The sequence below is a fragment of the Streptomyces sp. AHU1 genome (genome assembly GCF_045343905.1).
Taxonomy (GTDB): domain Bacteria; phylum Actinomycetota; class Actinomycetes; order Streptomycetales; family Streptomycetaceae; genus Streptomyces; species Streptomyces triticiradicis.
In genome coordinates, this window is record NZ_CP174283.1 from 7,265,369 (window position 1) to 7,283,953 (window position 18,585).

The following is an 18,585-nucleotide window of genomic DNA, read 5'->3' on the forward strand; positions in this document are numbered from 1 at the left end:
CGCCCTGATCGCCGCGGGAACGGGCGGAGCCGCCGCCGACATCGGCAGCCGCGCCACCGCCACCGTGACCGGCTGAGCGGGTGCGGTCCGCCGGGGGCGGCTCCCCTTCCCCGGCCCCTGGCGGACCGCGCACCACCGATGAACGGTCCCCGGCCTTTCCGCGGGCGCGTCCGGTTCTCCGGCGGCGCCCGCTCCGCCGTCCGTTCTCGCCGCTCGTTTTACCGTCCGTTTTTGCCGTTCGAGCAACATGGCTGGCTGTTTCCGGGAGTGGCGGCGCAGGCTGTCCTCATCCCGAGAGAGAGGCTTGTCCCATGGCACAGGACCACGACCACGACAGCGGCCCGGCGCACCACCAGGGCGGGGCGCACGACCACGGCCACCACCACGGCCCCGCGCAGGGCCACGGGCACGGTGACTCCCACACCCACATGGACTTCTCCGAGATGCTGCCCATGCTGGTGCAGGAGGCGGAGCTGTTCGCCCCGGCGTACGTCCAGGCGGCCGAGTGGCTGCGGGAGCAGCGGCCCGATCCGGGGCTGATCGTGGACGCGGGAAGCGGTCCCGGAGTCATCTCCGGTCTGTTCGCCGAGAAGTTCCCCGGCGCGCGGATCGTCGCGGTGGACGGTGCCGAGCCCCTGCTGACGGAGGCCCGCGCCCGTGCCGAGCGGCTCGGCTTCGCCGACCGCTTCAGCACGATCGAGGCCGAACTCTCCGAGGGAGTGGGCGACCTGGAGTACCCCGCGGACCTGTTGTGGGCGAGCAGGTCGCTGCACCACGTCGGCGACCAGCGGGCCGCGCTCACGGGCTTCGTCCGGAGCCTGGCCCCCGGCGGCACCCTCGCCCTGCTGGAGGGTGGTCTGCCCACGCGTTTCCTCCCGCGCGACACCGGCATCGGCCGGCCCGGCCTGGAGGCCCGTATCGACGCGGTGCACGACGAGTGGTTCACCCGCATGCGGACCGAGCTGCCCGGATCGGTGGCGGAGACGGAGGACTGGCCCGCCCTGCTCGCCTCCGTCGGCCTGCGCCACACGGCGACCCGCACCTTCCTGCTCGACCTCCCCGCCCCGGTCTCGGACGAGGCCCGCGCCTTCGCCGTCACCGCCCTCACGCGCAGGCGCGAGGGTCTCGCCGAAGGGCTCGACGCCGAGGACCTCGCCACGCTCGACCGGCTCCTCGACCCGGACGACAAGGCGAGCGTGCACCACCGTCCGGACGTGTTCGTCCTGACGGCGATGACGGTGTACGTGGGGGTCAAGCCGGAGTAGTCCCGGTGCGGGTCCTCCGGCCGCGAGGGCGGTCGGCGGGCCTTGACATGGAGTGCGCTCCAAGTGATGAACTCCCGGAGTTCGAAGCACAGTTGGCCCACACGGGCCGGACACTCCGGGGGTACACCATGACCGAATCCGCTGTCGCGCTCATCACCGGAGGCGGAACCGGCATCGGAGCCGCGGTCGCCCGCCGGCTGCTCGACGCCGGGCACCGGGTGGCCGTCACCGGTCGCGGAGGGGAGCGGCTGAACGCCTTCGCCGAGGAACTCGGCCACCCCGAAGGGCTGTTGACGATCGTCGGGCACGCCGCCGAGTACGACCAGGTGCGGGCCGCGGTCGAGGCGACGCTCAAGGAGTTCGGGCGGATCGACACCGTCGTCGCCAACGCCGGTTTCGCCACCCACGACACGGTCGCGGAGGGGGACCCGGCCGGCTGGTCCGAGATGGTGCTGACCAATGTGCTGGGGCCCGCGCTGCTCATCAGGGCCTCCATCGACGCGCTGAAGGAGTCACGCGGCCGCATCGTCCTGATCGGCAGTGTCGCCGGGCACGTGAACACGCCCGGCAACATCTACGGCGCGACCAAGTGGGCGGTGACCGGGCTCGCCGAGAACACCAGGCGCCAGGTCACCGAGTACGGCGTGGGCGTGACGCTGGTCTCGCCCGGCCGGGTGGAGACCCCGTTCTGGGACAGCTACGGCAGCCTCCCGCCGGGGCAGCTCCTGACGGCGGACCAGCTCGCCGACTCGATCGTCTGGGCGGTCGGGCAGCCGGCGGGTGTCGACGTGAACACGGTCGTCGTCCGCCCGATCGGCCAGCCCGTCTGATCCGCGCCGGGCGGAGAGGGACGGGAGCTCCCGTCCCTCTCCGCCCGGTCCTCAGTTATTGGCGAGGAACTGCCTGGCCAGCGAGTCCCCGAGGGACACGGCCGCGCTGTGGCTCTCGATGGGGGACACCTGGGAGTTCTTGAACAATATGTACGTCACGCCGCTGTCGGCCCCGCCCGTCTCCGGGTCCGGGTCGATGCCGAGCGCGTTCGCGGTGGCGTACGACGCCTCGCCGATGATCTTCGTCGGTCCGGTGTCGCCGACCACCGCGTACTCGACCTTGCCGTTGTAGACGACGGCGACCACACCGCCGCCCTTGATCCCCGAACTCGTGTACTTCCAGATGCTGCTGGAGCTCGGCACGACGACGTAGGGCAGCGAGTCGGCGCGCAGCGCCCGGCCGTCGGACTGGTGGAAGGCGGTGTCGTCCTGGAACCAGGGGTCGGTGTCGGCGTTGCACTTGGCGGTGACCTGGCCGTCGCAGTCGACGTCCATGTCGGCCTTCCAGAACACGGCGCCGTTCTTGCCGCAGACGGGGACCGTGGCCGAGGTCTCGTCGTCCGTTTTGTACTTGCCGTTCGAGATCTGCGAACAGGACGTCACCTTGGCGAGGAGGGCGGACGCGCTGACGGAACCCTCCTGTGCCGAGCGGGGTGCGGTGGCGCCGGAGGCGTCGGCGGGGAGCGCGGCGAGGGCGAGCAGTGCCGCTCCGAGGGCTGCGGGCAGGGTCAATGTTCGAGTGCGCACTGTGGGGGAACCCTTCTGTTAGGAAACTTTCCTTACCGGGTTGCGTCCAAAGTGGCCCCGCTTGCATGACCACGTCAAGGCTCGGGCGCGAATTGGTCCGGTCCAAGAGCGCGAAAAAGCCGCCGGCCCGGATGCGGTGAGCATCCGGGCCGACGGCTTCGGCGCCGGTCGAACGTGGCCGGACCGGTGCCGGACGTGACGGAGGAGGGTCAGCCGATGTCGAACACGGCCGGGTCGGGCCCGATCCGGCGGTCCTCGTTCAGGGCCGAGATCGCCGCGATGTCCTCGGTGTCCAGCGAGAAGTCGAAGACGTCGATGTTCTCCTTGATCCGGGCCGGGGTCACGGACTTGGGGATCACGACGTTGCCCAGCTGGAGGTGCCAGCGCAGGACGATCTGGGCCGGGGAGCGGCCGTGCTTCTGGGCGATGGCGATGATCGCCGGGACCTCCAGGAGCCCCTTGCCCTGGCCCAGCGGCGACCAGGCCTCGGTCGCGATGCCCTGCTCGGCGTGGAACTCGCGGGCCGCGCGCTGCTGGAGGTGGGGGTGCAGCTCGATCTGGTTGACGGCCGGGACGACGGACGTCTCGTCGATCAGCCTCGCCAGGTGCTCCGGCAGGAAGTTCGAGGTGCCGATGGCCTTGGCGCGGCCGTCGGCGTAGATCTTCTCGAAGGCCTTGAACGTGTCGACGTAACGGTCCCGGGACGGTGTCGGCCAGTGGATCAGGTACAGGTCGACGTACTCCAGGCCGAGCTTGTCCAGCGAGGCGTCGAAGGCGCGCAGCGTGGAGTCGTACCCCTGGTCGCTGTTCCAGAGCTTGGTGGTGACGAAGAGCTCCTCGCGGGCGATGCCGGAGGCGTTCACGGCCTTGCCGGTGCCCTCCTCGTTGCCGTAGATCGCCGCTGTGTCGATGCTGCGGTACCCGGATTCCAGCGCGGTGGCGACCGCTCGCTCCGCTTCGTCGTCCGGCACCTGCCACACGCCGAAGCCCAGCTGCGGCATCTCGACGCCGTTGTTCAGGATGATCGGGGGGACCTTGCTCACGAGCTCTCGATCCTTCAGTCGTCGGATGGTCTTCGTATCGTCAACGATCACGGGCCGTGATGCATTCCTGACCGGGCTCCGGGCGCGGAGAATCGAAGATTGGCTGAAATAGTCCGATCAATCGCGCGGTCCTTTGCGCCGGAGACCGATCCGGGTCTCCACGCGCCGCTCCGGGGCCCGCCCGCGACTACGTCCGGTGCGCGCCCGCTCCGGGGCCCGCCCTGTACGCGCCCGCTCCCCGGTCCGTCCCGGTCTACGTCCGGTACAGCGCCTCGACCTCCGCCGAGTACGCCTTCTCGATCGCCCTGCGCTTCAGCTTCAGCGACGGCGTCAGCAGGCCGTGCTCCTCGGTGAACTGGTTGGCCAGGATCCGGAACGTGCGGATCGACTCGGCCTGCGAGACCAGCGTGTTCGCGGCGACCACGGCACGCCGCACCTCGGTCTCCAGATCGGGATCGCGCACCAGGTCGCCGGCGGACAGCGACGGCTTGCCGCGCATCTGGAGCCAGTGCTCGACGGCCTCGGAGTCGAGGGTGACGAGCGCGGCGATGTACGGCCGGTCGTTGCCGACCACGATGCACTGCGCGACCAGCGGATGGTCGCGCACCCGCTCCTCCAGGGCGCCCGGCGAGACGCTCTTGCCGCCGGAGGTCACCAGGATCTCCTTCTTGCGCCCGGTGATCGTGAGGTAGCCGTCCTCGTCCAGGGACCCGAGGTCGCCGGTGGCGAGCCAGCCGTCGTGCAGGGTGGCGTCGGTGGCCTTGTCGTTGTTCAGGTAGCCCTGGAACACGTTGCCGCCGTTCAGCCAGATCTCGCCGTCGTCCGCGATGTGCACGGTGGTGCCGGGGATCGCCTGGCCGACGGTGCCGAACCGGGTGCGCTCGGGCGGGTTGGCGGTGGCGGCGGCGGTGGACTCGGTGAGCCCGTATCCCTCGTAGACGGTGATGCCCGCGCCCGCGAAGAACAGCCCGAGCCGCCGGTCCATCGCGGAGCCGCCGGACATCGCGTGCCGGACCCGGCCGCCCATCGCGGCCCGCACCTTGGAGAAGACGAGCTTGTCGAGGACCTGGTGCTGCATGCGCAGGCTCGCCGAGGGGCCGGGGCCGGTGCCCCAGGCCTTGGCCTCGACGGCCTCCGCGTAGCGCACGGCGACGTCCACGGCCTTCTCGAAGGGGCCTGCCTTGCCCTCCCTCTCGGCCTTGCGGCGCGCGGAGTTGAAGACCTTCTCGAAGATGTACGGCACGGCCAGGAAGAAGGTGGGCCGGAACGCGGCGAGGTCCGGCAGCAGGGCGGACGCGTTCAGCTGGGGCTGGTGCCCGAACTTGACCCTCCCGCGGAACGCGGCGATCTGCACCATCCGCCCGAAGACGTGCGCGAGCGGCAGGAACAGCAGGGTGCTCGCCTCGTCGCCGCGCTTGGAGTGGAAGACGGGCTCCCAGCGCGCGATGACGGTGTCCGCCTCGAACATGAAGTTCCCGTGCGAGATGACACAGCCCTTGGGGCGTCCCGTCGTGCCCGAGGTGTAGATGATCGTCGCGATCGATTCGGGGGTGACGGCGCGGCGGTGCCGGTGGACCACCTCGTCGTCGAGGTGCGCGCCCGCCTCGTACAGCTCGTGCACCGCGCCCACGTCGAGCTGCCACAGCTTGTGCAGCTGGGGCAGCCGGTCGACGACCGTGGCGATGGTCATGGCGTGGTCCTCGTGCTCCACCATGACGGCCGACACCTGCGCGTCGTGCAGCATCCAGAAGACCTGCTCGGCGGAGGACGTGGGGTAGATGGGCACGACCTGGGCGCCGATCGTCCACAGGGCGAAGTCGAAGAGGGTCCACTCGTAGCGGGTGCGGCACATGATGGCGACCCGGTCGTTGAAGCGGATTCCCTGCGCCAGCATGCCCTTGGCGAGCGCCAGGACCTCGTCCCGGAACTCGGCCGAGGTGACGTCGCGCCACTGTCCCCGCTCGTCCTTGCGGCCGAGGGCGACGTGGAGCGGGTCCACCCGGGCGTACTCGAACACGGCGTCGGCCAGGCCGCCCACCGGCGGCGCCGACGCCAACGGGGGGTTGGTGAACTCTCGCAATCCCGCTCCTCGTGGCCTCCGCACAGCGCCGTGAAAGCTACCCCACCGTGTGAGCGGACGGGAGGGGGTCCGAACCGCCGGGGGGCGCGGCGTCCGCACAGGTCAACCGCATAAATGCCCGCACAAGGGGAAGGGTCGGACAGAATTTCCTACGGTTCCGTAGGTTTCGATTCCTTAATCTCCACGGAATCGCTACGACCCGGCGCTAGGATCCGGGCGCTTCGGGGAGCTGATTCGGAATTTCTCGTTCCGGGCGGTTCGGCCGCCGGAGCCGGGTGACCCGGCTCCGGGTTCCCAGGGCTTGTCGGACAGGCCCTGACGAGCTCGTCAGTCCCGCCGCCCCCGGTGCAGACGGTCCCCGCCCGCGAGGATTGCCGTCGCGAGCGCGTCCGCGGCACCCTGTGCGGACGGCCGACGGCGGCCGTGCACCAGTACGAAGTCGACCTCGCCGAGCTCCGGGAGCCCGGCCCGTTCCGGCACCCGGACCAGGCCGGGCGGCACGAGTCCCCGCGAGTGGGCCATCACGCCGAGGCCCGCGCGGGCCGCCGCGATCAGGCCGTTGAGGCTGCCGCTGGTGCACGCGACGCGCCACGGGCGGCCCTGGCGCTCCAGCGCCTCGAGGGCGAGCGCGCGGGTGATGCCCGGGGGCGGGTAGACGATCAGCGGGACCGGGCGGTCCGGGTCGAGCCGCAGCCGCCGGGCGCCGATCCACACGAGACGGTCGTGCCAGACGAGCTCGCCGCGCGGGTCCTCGGGCCGCCGCTTCGCCAGCACCAGGTCGAGGTGCCCGGCGGCGAGCTGTTCGTGGAGGGTGCCGGACAGCTCGACCGTCAGCTCCAGGTCCACCTCGGGGTGGTCGGTGCGGAACCTCTCCAGGATCTCCGGCAGCCGGGTCAGCACGAAGTCCTCGGACGCGCCGAAGCGCAGCCGGCCCCGCAGCCGTGTCCCGGTGAAGAACGCCGCCGCCTGCTCCTGGACCTCCAGGATCCGGCGTGCGAACCCGAGCATCGCCTCACCGTCCTCGGTGAGCTCGACGGAGTGGGTGTCGCGGGAGAAGAACTGCCGTCCCGCGGTGTCCTCCAGCCGGCGCACGTGCTGGCTGACCGTGGACTGGCGCACCCCCAGCCGCCGGGCGGCCTGAGTGAAGCTCAGCGTCTGGGCCACCGCGAGGAACGTCCGCAGCTGGGAAGGGTCGTACACGCCCCCACGTTATCGCGATACGTGATGACAGTCAGAGCGGTATGACGGATTCCCGATCGCGGTCCGGGAGAGGACGATGGAGAGGGCACGATCCGCCGACGAGGACCAGACGCACCGAACCGAGCAACCGAGCAGTGGAGCACCGTGAAACGCCTGCAGTGGCCGAGCTGGATGCCGGTCGACCCCTATGTCCTGCTGCTGCTCGGGACGGTGGGCCTCGCCGCCCTGTTCCCCGCGAGCGGTACGGCGGCGGACGTCGTCTCGGGCGCGTCCACGGCGGCCATCGCCTTCCTCTTCTTCCTGTACGGCGCACGCCTGTCCACCCGTGAGGCGCTGGACGGCCTCAAGCACTGGCGGCTGCACGGTACGGTCCTGATCTGCACCTTCGTGGCCTTCCCGCTGCTCGGTCTCGCCGCCCGCGGCCTGGAGCCGGCGTTCCTGACGCACGACCTCTACACCGGCCTGCTCTTCCTCACGCTCGTCCCCTCGACCATCCAGTCGTCGATCGCCTTCACCTCGATCGCCCGCGGCAACGTCCCCGCCGCCATCTGCGCGGGCTCCTTCTCCTCGCTCGCGGGCATCGTCGTCACCCCGTTGCTCGCCGCCCTCCTCCTCGGCGGCAGCGGCAGCGGTTTCTCCACGGACTCGCTCGTCAAGATCGTGCTGCAACTGCTGGTGCCGTTCCTGGCCGGACAGCTGCTGCGCCCCTGGATCGGCGCGTTCATCACCCGCCACAAGAAGGTCCTCGGCCTCGTCGACCGCGGTTCGATCCTGCTCGTCGTCTACACCGCCTTCAGCGAGGGCATGGTGCAGGGCATCTGGAGCCAGGTCAGCGCCGTCCGGCTGGCGGGACTCCTCGTCGTCGAGGCGCTGCTGCTCGGCGTGATGCTCGCCCTGACCTGGTACGGCGCGAAGGCCCTGCGCTTCGGCCGGGAGGACCGGATCGCCATCCAGTTCGCCGGGTCCAAGAAGTCGCTCGCCTCGGGCCTGCCCATGGCCGGAGTCCTGTTCGGCGCGCACGCCTCCCTCGCCGTGCTCCCGCTGATGCTCTTCCACCAGATGCAGCTCATGGTGTGCGCGGTGATCGCCAGACGCCGGGCCCGCGATCCCGAGGCGACCGGCCTGCCCGGTGGCCCGGACGGGCGGGCCGGCACCGGGGGCGCGACGGGAGCGGGCGGCGGCGCCGGAACGACCGGGGGAGCGGCCCGGGCCGGCGGCCCCGCCCGCTCCCCCGGAACCCGGGTCGCCCCGGCAGTGACGACGGCGGGCCGCTGACCGTGTCCGGCGGCTCACCCGACGGCGCGCCCGCGCTCGCCGGGGCGCCGGCCGCCGTCACCGGCGGACCCCGCCCCTAAGGCTTGTCGCTCACCCGGTCGAGGGGGAGCCACAGCACCGTGTCCGGGGTGACCTTCCGCGAGGGCGGCGCCGACAGCTCCTCGTCGCTCAACGCGCGGTCGTGGACCCGCACCTCGTCGATCGCCCCGGTGAAGTACGCCCGGCTGTCCATCCGCTGGCCGATGTGCACACCGAACGGCGAGTTCCGGCTCACCGATCCGGGCACGTCCGCCGCGCTGACCGTCGTCCCGTCGAGGAACAGGGTGAGCTGTCCGCCGCCGCGGCGCAGCGCCAGATGGTGCCACCGGCCGTCGTTGAAGGAGCCGGTGGTGCGCACGAACGCCGTGGCCGGGGGCGACGCGCCGTTCCTGGTGGTGATGAGCCCGGTGATCCGGTCGGACGCCGGCTCCCCGCGCAGCCACACCTGCGGCTGGCTCGTGCCGATCCCGCCCATCCACAGCAGCGGCTGCTCACCGCTGGTGGCCGTGTAGCGGAACCACAGGGACACCGTGAAGTCCTTCGTCCCCAGTGGCAGCCGGTCCTGGTACGGCAGCCGTACGGCGTCGTCGGTGCCGTCGAACTCCAGCGCGCCGCCGAGGACGCCGGAGGTCTCGCCCGGGCCGCCGAGGACCGCCGCCCGCCGGGTGAACGGAGCGAGGTCGGCCGTCGTCGGGTCGGGGCCCCGGCGCGGCTGGAGCCAGTCCTCGGTGAAGCGGGCGAAGCGGATCTCGTCGCGCGCGTCGACCGCGCCGCCCTCGTACAGCAGGCCCACGGTGTCGCCGTCGACGCGCACCAGGTCGGAGTAGCCGGACCAGTCGGTGGTGACGACCGTGCCCCGGTCGACGCTGTCCCAGGTGCGTCCGCCGTCGTAGGAGGAGCGGATCGCCATGGTCCGGCGGCGGTCGGGGTCGGCGGGGCAGGAGAGCAGGATCCGGTCGCCGACGCGCAGGGTCGAGCCCTGGACCTGGGGCGCGTAGAGGTCCGGGAGGTCACGGAAGGGGGAGAGGAAGCTGTCGCCGCCGTCCCTGCTGACCGCCTGGGCACGGTGGCCGAGGTCGGTGCCGTCCTGCTCGCGCCCGCTGACCAGGACCGACCCGTCGGTGCGCTCGGTGAGCGTCATCTCGGACGGCTTCTGCCGGAAGGTGCCGTCGGCCGCGATCGGCCAGGAGTCCGTGGCCCCGATGTCCCAGTGGTCGCCGCCGTCGTCGCTGGTGATGAGGGCGGCGTTGTTGGCGGTGACCCGGGTGCCGTCCCAGGTCTCGGTGTTGACGGCGAAGACGAGCCGTCCCGCGTGCCGGCCGCGGGTGAGCTGGATGCCGTGCACCGGGCCGGTGGCGTACCAGGAGTTCCAGTTCGGGGGCAGGATCTCGTCGCTCAGGTCACGCGGCCGCGACCAGGAGAGGCCGTCGTCGTCGCTGTACTGGAGGTGCGGGGTGCGGTCGCAGGGCACCGAACAGCCCGCGCTGTCGGTGCGGCCCGTGTTGTAGGTCTCCGCCAGGACGATCCGGCCGGTCTCGCGGTCCACGACCGGGGTGGGGTTGCCGTGGGTGTCCCCGTTCCCCTCGTTGACGACCTGGAGCGGGCTCCAGGTGCGCCCTCCGTCGGTGGAGCGCTTCACCACGATGTCGATGTCGGCCGCGTCACCGCAGTTGAGGACGCGGCCCTCGGCGAAGGCCAGCAGTGTTCCCTCCGTCGTCCGGACGACGGAGGGGATGCGGAAGCAGGCGTAGCCCGGATCCTGGGAAGCCTTGAACAGCACCTGCTGCTCGAACTCGCCGCTCGCGGCGACCGGTTCGGCCCGTGCCGTGCCCGGGAGCGCGACCAGCGCGGCGATGCTCAGGGCGGCCGTCAGGGCGGCTTCGAGACGGATGCGGGTGCGGGTGCGGGGGCCCGGCCGGGTGACCGGGGCGGGTCCCGGCCGGGCGGGAGGAACGGCTCGCGGACGCGCGCGCGAGCCGTGTCCGGGGAGGGTGGCGAAGGTGGATCTCAGACGGCTGCAAAGGCGTGACGGCATGGTGCGACCTGCCCTTCGTACGGCGGCTGGGCAATCCGGATTCTCTGGACATCCCACGTCCAACGTTCGCGCCGCAGAGGCTACTTGGGCCTCCGTGCACCCCACAAGGAGCATGTGGTGGTCGTGTTCGCGCCAGAATTCGCGCGTCTGTGCGCCCGCTCGGCGAAGAATGTCCCGAGGGCTCGCCGGTCCGCATCTCCGGTACCGACGGTCGCTGCGGGATAACGTTCCGTCATGACCGCACCCCGAGCCGAACTCCGTCCCGCCCTCGACCCGGCGCGCACCGCCCTCGTGCTCGTCGATCTGATGGAGCGCATCGTGGCGTTGCCCCTGGAGCCGTACAAGGGGACCGAAGTCCTCTCCGCGGCGGAGGAGTTGGCGGCGTCCTTCCGGAAGGCGGGTGCGCTCGTCGTGCTCGTCCGGGTCGAGCGGCCGGGAGTCGCGGAGCAGCCGCCCGGCAGCGGACTGGTGGACGGGCTCCTCGTGGAGGGGGATCTGGAGATCGTGAAGCGGACGACCGGAGGCTTCCAGGGCACCGGCCTCGACGAGCGGCTGCGCGAACACGGGGTCTCCACCCTGGTGTTCGGGGGGATCGCCACCAACCTCGGGGTCGAGTCGACCGCGCGCGCCGCCGACGACCTCGGCTACCGGCTCGTCTTCGTGGAGGACGCGATGGCCGCGTTCACCTCCGCCGAGCACGACGCCTCGGTCCGCCTGGACTTCCCGCGCTTCGGCACGGTCGTGACCGCCGGTGAGGTGCGCTTCTCGGAGCGGTGAACCCCCGGCGCGGGCGAGGTCCGTCGCGCACGGAGGGGCGGTGGTGGCCCGGGGCCGAGGCGGGGCCCCCTCCGGCGCAGGGGGCGCTCCCCGCCGTCCGGGGCCCCCGCCGCCGTGCCGCGGGGAGCCGGTGTCAGCCCTGGACGGCCGTGGCCCGCAGGGTGACGCGGTGCTCGCCCGCGTACACGTTCATGTTGGAGCCGCGCAGGAAGCCGACCAGGGTCAGACCGGTCTCCGCCGCCAGATCGACGGCCAGGGACGACGGGGCGGAGACCGCCGCCAGCATCGGGATGCCCGCCATCACCGCCTTCTGCGCCAGCTCGAAGGAGGCCCGGCCGGAGACCAGCAGGACCGTCCGGGAGAGCGGGAGCGTCCCGTCCTGCAGGGCCCGGCCGACCAGTTTGTCGACCGCGTTGTGCCGGCCCACGTCCTCGCGTATGTCGACCAGTTCACCCTCCTCGGTGAACAGTGCCGCCGCGTGCAGGCCCCCGGTCCGGTCGAAGACCCGCTGGGCCGCGCGCAGCCGCTCGGGGAGGCTCGCGAGCAGATCGGGTTCCAGCCGCACCGGGGGAGCGGTGCCGCCCTGCGTGTCGTCGATGGTCCAGCGGGCCGTCGTACGGACCGCGTCCAGACTGGCCTTGCCGCACAGACCGCACGACGACGTCGTGTACACGTTGCGTTCGAGCGTGATGTCGGGGACGACGACCCCGGGCGCCGTCCGCACGTCGACGACGTTGTACGAGTTGGAGCCGTCCACCGTGGCGCCCGCGCAGTACACGATGTTCTGCAGCTCGTCGGCCCGGCCCAGCACCCCTTCGCTCACCAGGAAGCCCGCGGCCAGCGCGAAGTCGTCGCCCGGGGTGCGCATGGTGATCGCCAGCGGCTTGCCGTTGAGCCGGATCTCCAGCGGCTCCTCGGCGACGAGCGTGTCCGGGCGGGTGCTCACGGCCCCGTCCCGGATGCGGATCACCTTGCGTCGTTCCGTGACTCGTCCCATGTCCTGATCAGTCCCGCTTCCGTACGTGCGGCCGGCCGGATCGGCCCTTCAACCGGCGGTTGCCGTTCGGGTCACCCGGAGTGTGGCGCGGGGATGACCTTCACGTCCTCATTGTCCTGCACCCGCGGAGCGGGCCGCGTGACGCCTCGGCGGGCGGCGGCCCGCCCCGCGCTCAGGCCGCCGTCCGCAGCGCGAGCAGGTCCGAGATGGCGTACACGGTCCGCAGCGTCGGCACCGGCACTGCGGTGATCTCCGCCAGTTCCACGACGGCCGCGAGCAGCACGTCGAGTTCCAGCGGTTTGCCGCGCTCCAGGTCCTGGAGCGTGGAGGTGCGGTGGTCGCCGACCCGCTCGGCACCCGCGAGGCGCCGTTCGATCGACACCCCCACCTCGCAGCCGAGGGACCGGGCGACGGCCAGCGTCTCGGTCATCATGATCTCGATGACCTCGCGCGTTCCGCCGTGCAGGCACATCTGCCGCATCGTGGCGCGGGCCAGCGCGCTGATCGGGTTGAAGGAGATGTTGCCGAGCAGCTTGAGCCAGATGTCATTGCGCAGCTCCGGTTCGACGGGGCATTTCAGCCCGCCTTCCCGCATGGCGTCGCTGAACACCCGGCAGCGCGCCGAGACGGACCGGTCGGGCTCCCCGACGGAGAACCGGGTGCCCTCGAGGTGACGGACGACGCCCGGTCCCTCCAGTTCGGTCGCGGCGTACACGACGCAGCCGACCGCCCGCTCCGGCGCCAGCACCGCGCTGACCGCGCCGCCCGGGTCCACGCTCTCCACCCGGTGGCCGTCGTGGGGTCCGCCGTGCCGGTGGAAGTACCACCAGGGGATGCCGTTCTGGGCGGCGACCACCGCCGTGGTGGCGCCCAGCAGGGGCTCGATCAGCGGCCCGCACGCCGCGTACGAGTTGGCCTTCAGGCCGAGGAAGACGTAGTCGACCGGACCGATGTCGGCCGGGTCGTCGGTGGCGTGGGCCCGCGCGGTGAAGTCCCCGCGCGGGCTGATGACGTGGACGCCGTGCCGCCTCATGGCTTCCAGGTGCGGTCCACGGGCGACGAGGTGCACGTCGGCGCCCGCGCGGTGCAGAGCGGCGCCGACGTAGGCGCCGATCGCACCGGCGCCGAGAACTGCGACTCTCACTGTGTGGCGCTCCGTTCGGTCGAGGGTACCGAGGAACTGCCGAACTCTGTCGACGAAATATTGTCTACAGGATGGAGCAGGGGCCGACAAGGGGGTGGGCGGACCGGTCCGGTGACCGTTCGTCGCACCAGGAATACCGCTCACCGCATACGGTCGACGGGTCGTGTCACGGCGCTTCACAGCCGGGCGGCCGCTTCCTATCGTCCCGGATCATGAGCCCTCCCGTCGCACCGCCCGGTTGGAGCCGCTGGCTCGTCCCGCCCGCCGCCCTGTCGGTCCACCTCTCCATAGGCCAGGCCTACGCCTGGAGCGTCTTCAAGCCGCCGCTCGAATCCGCGCTCGGTCTCAGCGGAACGCAGAGCGCTCTGCCCTTCCAGCTCGCCATCGTGATGCTCGGCCTGTCGGCCGCGTTCGGCGGCACCCTCGTCGAGCGCAACGGTCCGCGCTGGGCCATGACCGTCGCCCTCGTCTGCTTCTCCTCCGGCTTCCTCGTCTCCGCGCTCGGCGCGGCCACCGAGCAGTACTGGCTGATCGTCCTCGGCTACGGCTTCATCGGCGGCACGGGCCTCGGCATCGGCTACATCTCACCCGTCTCCACGCTGATCAAGTGGTTCCCGGACCGGCCCGGAACGGCCACCGGCATCGCGATCATGGGTTTCGGCGGCGGCGCCCTGATCGCCTCGCCCTGGTCCGCCCAGATGCTGAAGTCGTTCGGTTCCGACTCCTCCGGGATCGCGCTCGCCTTCCTCGTGCACGGGCTGTCGTACGCCGTGTTCATGACGCTCGGCGTGCTGCTGGTGCGGGTGCCGCGCGGCGAGAGGCCGGCCGCGTCGGGCCCGAGCGCGCTCGACGGCGTCCAGGTCTCCGCCCGCAGCGCCGTCCGCACCCCGCAGTTCTGGTGCCTCTGGATCATTCTGTGCATGAACGTCACCGCGGGCATCGGCATCCTGGAGAAGGCCGCGCCGATGATCACGGACTTCTTCGCGGACGGCTCCACCCCGGTCACCGCCTCCGCGGCCGCCGGATTCGTCGCCCTGCTCTCCGCCGCCAACATGGCGGGCCGCATCGGCTGGTCCTCGACCTCCGACCTGATCGGACGCAAGAACATCTACCGGGTCTACCTCGGGGTCGGCGCCCTGATGTACGCGCTCATCGCCTGGCTCGGGGACTCCTCGAAACCGCTGTTCGTCCTGAGCGCGCTGGTGATCCTCTCCTTCTACGGCGGAGGCTTCGCCACGGTCCCGGCGTACCTGAAGGACCTGTTCGGCACCTACCAGGTCGGCGCCATCCACGGCCGGCTGCTCACCGCCTGGTCCACCGCGGGCGTCCTCGGACCGCTGATCGTGAACCGGATCGCCGACCACCAGGAGGCGGCGGGCAGACACGGCTCGTCCCTGTACGGACTGTCGTTCCTGATCATGATCGGGCTGCTCGCCGTCGGCTTCGTCGCCAACGAGTTCGTGCGCCCCGTGCACGTCCGCCACCACGTTCCCGCGCCGAGGGAGGCCGCCGATGTCGCACGACAGCAGCCCGAGTCCGCCTGACCGGCGGGCCCTGATCGTCCTCGCCTGGCTGTGGGTGGGCGCACCCCTGTGCTACGGCGTCTACGAGCTCGCACAGAAGGCCGCTCAACTGTTCTCCGGGTAGGTGTTCGGACGTCCCAAGGTCTGACAGAAGCCGACAAGCCTGGCGCCGCAATCCTGTGGCTTCACCTGCCGTCGTACTGGTGAGTCATTGATCAGACTGGTGGATCCCGCTACCCGAGGCACGAGGGGGACCACCCATGAACGGCACACGGATCGCCGCCGTCGGCCATTACCAGCCCGCCAAGGTACTCACCAACGAGGACCTGGCGGGCATGGTCGACACCAGTGACGAATGGATCCGGAGCCGCGTGGGCATCCGGACCCGCCATGTCGCCGGACCCGACGAACCGGTCGACGAGCTGGCCGCGCACGCCGCCGCCAAGGCGCTCGCCTCGGCCGGTCTGACGCCCGGCGACATCGACCTCGTCCTCGTCGCCACCTCCACGGCCGTCGACCGCTCCCCGAACATGGCCGCCCGCGTCGCCGCCCGCCTCGGCATCCCCTCGCCGGCCGCGATGGACGTCAACGTCGTCTGCGCCGGGTTCACCCACGCCCTCGCCACCGCCGACCACGCCGTGCGCGCCGGTGCCGCGACCCGGGCGCTCGTCATCGGCGCCGACAAGATGACCGACGTGACGGACTGGACCGACCGCACCACGTGCGTCCTCGTCGGGGACGGCGCGGGGGCCGCCGTGGTCGAGGCCTGCCCCGCGGACGAGGAGCCGGGCATCGGGCCCGTGCTGTGGGGCTCGGTGCCGGAGATGGGGCACGCGGTGCGCATCGAGGGCACCCCCTCGCGGTTCGCGCAGGAGGGGCAGAGCGTCTACCGCTGGGCCACCACACAGCTCCCGCCGATCGCCCGGAAGGCCTGCGAGCGCGCCGGCCTCGCGCCCGAGGACCTCGCCGGAGTCGTCCTGCACCAGGCCAACCTGCGCATCATCGAGCCGCTCGCCCTGAAGATCGGCGCGGTGAACGCCGTCGTCGCGCGCGATGTCGTCGACTCCGGCAACACCTCCGCCGCCAGCATCCCGCTCGCCTTCTCCAAGCTCGTCGAGCGCGGAGAGGTCTCCGCCGGCGATCCCGTCCTGCTGTTCGGCTTCGGCGGCAACCTCTCCTACGCCGGACAGGTCGTCCGCTGTCCGTGAGCCGCACCGGGCCGCCCGCCCGCTGTCCGTGAGGCGGCCGAGCCGCTCGTCCGCCTCCGCCTCCCCGGGTGTGACAAGGCCGACTCCCCCGTCTGCCTGGCGTTTGTGCGCCGTAGACTGTAGGCGAAAGACAATGGATGACCGACTTTCCTATCGCGGCGACGACGCCGCCCAGGAGGGACCGTGATGTTGTCGACAGGACTGCCTCAGGGAGCGGTACCGAGGCTGGAGCGGCCCGGCCCGCTCCGTGACCGCGTCTACGAGGCGCTGCTCGAACTCATCACCACCCGTGCCCTGAAGCCGGGCCAGCACCTCGTGGAGAGCGAACTCGCCGGTCATCTCGGAGTGTCCCGGCAGCCCGTGCGGGAAGCCCTCCAGCGGCTGAGCACCGAGGGCTGGGTCGATCTGCGGCCCGCCCAGGGCGCGTTCGTGCACGAGCCGACCGAGGAGGAGGCCGACCAGCTCCTCACGGTCCGTACGCTCCTGGAGGCCGAAGCGGCCCGGCTCGCCGCCGCCAACGCGGGCACCGCCGCCATCGGCGCGCTCGAGGACCTGTGCGCCGAGGGCGAGCGGGCGGTCGCCGCCGACGACGTCGACGCCGCGGTCGCGACGAACGCGCGACTGCACGCCAAGGTCATGGAACTCGCCGGGAACACGGTCCTCGCCGAACTCGCCGCGCAGGTCGACCGCCGGGTCCGCTGGTACTACACGCCGGTGGCCCGGCAGCGCGGCCGCCAGTCCTGGATCGAACACCGCGAGCTGATCGCCGCGATAGCGGAACGCGACGAACAGCGGGCCACCGACGTCATGCGGGCCCACACCGAACACACGCGGAAGATGTACCACGACCGCGAGAAGTAGTCACCCGGCGGACGGCGCCCCGTCCCCGGGGACGGGGCGGGCGGGTGACCGGCGGGCCTCCACGCCGAGCATCACCACCAACACCGCGACCAGCGCGAGCAGTTCGGCGACCGCCGAGAGCCGGACGCCGAGCAGCGCGGTGGCCGCCGCGACGGGCACGGCGACCGCGCGGAACGTCACCGGCCCCAGCCGCAGCACCGAGCGGAACGCCACGTCCCCGGCGAGGAACAGCGCGACCCCGCCCGCGAGCGCCAGCGCCGGACCGGTGCCCGACTGCTCGGTGAGATGGCCGAGCGTCTTCTTCACCCCGGCCGCGCAGTAGGCGATGCCGAGGAGCATGGGCAGGAAGGCGTAGTAGTACGCGTTCATGGCCAGACGCCAGCGACGGTCCGGCGCCGCCGCCGTGAACGCGGCCTCCGCGGCGTGCTCGTCGCGTACGAAGTACGTCCACCACAGGGCCCCGGCCAGCGCGAGCGCGAGGAAGGCGCCGGCGAACAGGTCCGCGGTGAGCGGCCGGTCCCCGATCCCGATGCCGATCGCGATGACGGACTCGCCGAACGCGACGATGAGCAGCAGCCCGTGCCGCTCGACGAAGTGGGCCGGGTCGAGCGCGCCCAACTGCGCGCGCAGCACCGCGGCGTCACGCCCGCCCCGCCGCCTGGCCCCGTGCTCGGCGAAGAACGGTGTCACGAACTGCAGGACCAGCGCCAGCAGCCACAGCCCGTCGGCGCGGAGGCCGTCGAACAGCCCCGCCGCCGTGACGGCCAGCGCCGCCAGCGAGTTGGGCACCGCGTACCAGATGACGTCGCGGCCGTGGCCGCGGGTGTAGAGCGCGCTGTGCACGAGGACGACGCCGAGGAAGCCCAGACCGAAGACCACGCCGCCGTCGTCGAAGGCGCGCGGGACGGCCAGGGCGCACACCAGGAACGCGCCCATGCCCAGCAGCAACAGGATCCGCCGTGAAGGCCGGTCGGGCGGAACCTGGTTGGTGAGGTACGCGTACGCGCCGTACATCCAGAACAGCACCACGAAGATCAGCGCGACGCGGGCCGCCGTCGCGAACGACAGGTCGGCGGTGAGCAGCACGGTGAGCTGCGTGAGGGTGAACACGAAGACGAGGTCGAAGAAGAGCTCCAGGGTACTGACCCGCCGCCCGGCCCCGTCCCCCGCCGGAGCCCCGGCCGGATGCCCGGCCCCGTGCGCGGGCGGGGCCGCGGGTCCGCCGTCCGGCGGGGGTGCCGCCTCGCGCGCACGCGGGATCCCGGCTCCGTCACCCGGTGGGCGTGCCGTCCCGGTCGGTGTTCTCCGGGCCGCCGTGCCGGCGTCCCCGGGCTCCGCCGGCCGCGTCGGTCCGGCCGGCGGCGTGTGCCCCGCCTCGTTCTCTGCTCTGCTCATGTGTCCCCCCGTGACAGACGGTCCCGGAGATCGTATGCGGCCCTTCCGCCCGGGGAGCGGGCATTTCACCCGCCGGTCCACGGGGGCGCGCGGAAGCGGCCCTCCCCGCCGGGGCGCGAGGAGGGCCGCCACCCCGTTCGGGCCGCGGACGGTCAACTCCCGTACT

Annotated in this window: 16 protein-coding genes; 8 read left to right on the plus strand and 8 right to left on the minus strand. The window is 71.9% G+C overall.

What is annotated here, in order from left to right:
- Window positions 1-311 precede the first annotated feature (311 nt).
- Entirely contained in the window at window positions 312-1,265 is a 954-nt protein-coding gene (locus ACICHK_RS32205; RefSeq protein WP_406839633.1) for a class I SAM-dependent methyltransferase, read from the plus strand.
- A gap of 128 nt (window positions 1,266-1,393) precedes the next feature.
- Window positions 1,394-2,095 (plus strand): SDR family oxidoreductase, encoded by a 702-nt coding sequence (locus ACICHK_RS32210; RefSeq protein WP_406839634.1) that lies wholly within the window; start codon window positions 1,394-1,396, stop codon window positions 2,093-2,095.
- A 51-nt stretch (window positions 2,096-2,146) separates the two neighbouring features.
- On the opposite strand, the gene ACICHK_RS32215 is transcribed toward ACICHK_RS32210, so the two are convergent.
- From ACICHK_RS32215 to ACICHK_RS32230, 4 genes are all read right to left on the minus strand, one after another.
- Window positions 2,147-2,842 carry a glycoside hydrolase family 75 protein gene (locus ACICHK_RS32215; RefSeq protein ID WP_406839635.1) on the minus strand — a complete coding sequence of 232 codons (696 nt, stop codon included), beginning with the start codon at window positions 2,840-2,842 and terminating at the stop codon, window positions 2,147-2,149.
- A gap of 209 nt (window positions 2,843-3,051) precedes the next feature.
- The gene (locus ACICHK_RS32220) at window positions 3,052-3,843 is read right to left on the minus strand and encodes an aldo/keto reductase (protein WP_151473052.1); all 792 of its coding nucleotides are present in this window, start codon (window positions 3,841-3,843) and stop codon (window positions 3,052-3,054) included.
- Between the two features lie 295 nt (window positions 3,844-4,138).
- Window positions 4,139-5,965: an AMP-dependent synthetase/ligase gene (locus ACICHK_RS32225; protein ID WP_406839636.1), complete on the minus strand. Its 1,827-nt coding sequence runs from the start codon at window positions 5,963-5,965 to the stop codon at window positions 4,139-4,141.
- A gap of 327 nt (window positions 5,966-6,292) precedes the next feature.
- Complete coding sequence (locus ACICHK_RS32230; RefSeq protein ID WP_406839637.1) at window positions 6,293-7,165, minus strand: LysR substrate-binding domain-containing protein; 873 nt, start codon at window positions 7,163-7,165, stop codon at window positions 6,293-6,295.
- Window positions 7,166-7,309: 144 nt separating this feature from the next.
- Here ACICHK_RS32230 and ACICHK_RS32235 point away from each other — a divergent pair, with 144 nt between their 5' ends.
- Entirely contained in the window at window positions 7,310-8,440 is a 1,131-nt protein-coding gene (locus ACICHK_RS32235; protein WP_406839638.1) for a bile acid:sodium symporter family protein, read from the plus strand.
- A gap of 76 nt (window positions 8,441-8,516) precedes the next feature.
- Here the strand turns inward: ACICHK_RS32235 and ACICHK_RS32240 are convergent, their stop codons facing one another.
- A complete protein-coding gene (locus tag ACICHK_RS32240; RefSeq protein WP_406839639.1) occupies window positions 8,517-10,514 on the minus strand; it encodes an exo-alpha-sialidase in 1,998 nt (665 codons plus the stop codon).
- Window positions 10,515-10,748: 234 nt separating this feature from the next.
- Here ACICHK_RS32240 and ACICHK_RS32245 point away from each other — a divergent pair, with 234 nt between their 5' ends.
- Window positions 10,749-11,291 carry an isochorismatase family protein gene (locus ACICHK_RS32245; protein ID WP_406839640.1) on the plus strand — a complete coding sequence of 181 codons (543 nt, stop codon included), beginning with the start codon at window positions 10,749-10,751 and terminating at the stop codon, window positions 11,289-11,291.
- Window positions 11,292-11,424: 133 nt separating this feature from the next.
- Here the strand turns inward: ACICHK_RS32245 and fdhD are convergent, their stop codons facing one another.
- Both fdhD and ACICHK_RS32255 read right to left on the minus strand, forming a co-directional pair.
- Complete coding sequence (gene fdhD / locus ACICHK_RS32250; protein ID WP_406839641.1) at window positions 11,425-12,288, minus strand: formate dehydrogenase accessory sulfurtransferase FdhD; 864 nt, start codon at window positions 12,286-12,288, stop codon at window positions 11,425-11,427.
- Between the two features lie 172 nt (window positions 12,289-12,460).
- Window positions 12,461-13,432, minus strand: coding sequence for a 2-dehydropantoate 2-reductase (locus tag ACICHK_RS32255; protein ID WP_406839642.1), 972 nt, complete (start codon window positions 13,430-13,432; stop codon window positions 12,461-12,463).
- 212 nt (window positions 13,433-13,644) lie between these two features.
- On the opposite strand from ACICHK_RS32255, the gene ACICHK_RS32260 reads away from it, so the two are divergent.
- The 4 genes from ACICHK_RS32260 to ACICHK_RS32275 all read left to right on the plus strand — a co-directional run bounded on the left by ACICHK_RS32260 (window position 13,645) and on the right by ACICHK_RS32275 (window position 17,024).
- On the plus strand, window positions 13,645-14,976 hold the full coding sequence (locus tag ACICHK_RS32260; protein ID WP_406839643.1) for an OFA family MFS transporter: 1,332 nt from the start codon (window positions 13,645-13,647) through the stop codon (window positions 14,974-14,976).
- A complete protein-coding gene (locus ACICHK_RS32265; protein ID WP_406839644.1) occupies window positions 14,945-15,079 on the plus strand; it encodes a hypothetical protein in 135 nt (44 codons plus the stop codon). Before ACICHK_RS32260 ends, ACICHK_RS32265 begins: the two co-directional genes overlap by 32 nt.
- Before the next feature lie 136 nt (window positions 15,080-15,215).
- Complete coding sequence (locus ACICHK_RS32270; protein ID WP_406839645.1) at window positions 15,216-16,163, plus strand: beta-ketoacyl-ACP synthase III; 948 nt, start codon at window positions 15,216-15,218, stop codon at window positions 16,161-16,163.
- 186 nt (window positions 16,164-16,349) lie between these two features.
- Window positions 16,350-17,024 carry a GntR family transcriptional regulator gene (locus ACICHK_RS32275; protein WP_192582686.1) on the plus strand — a complete coding sequence of 225 codons (675 nt, stop codon included), beginning with the start codon at window positions 16,350-16,352 and terminating at the stop codon, window positions 17,022-17,024.
- On the opposite strand, the gene ACICHK_RS32280 is transcribed toward ACICHK_RS32275, so the two are convergent.
- On the minus strand, window positions 17,025-18,419 hold the full coding sequence (locus tag ACICHK_RS32280; protein WP_406839646.1) for a low temperature requirement protein A: 1,395 nt from the start codon (window positions 18,417-18,419) through the stop codon (window positions 17,025-17,027). It lies immediately after the preceding gene.
- Between the last annotated feature and the right edge of the window lie 166 nt (window positions 18,420-18,585).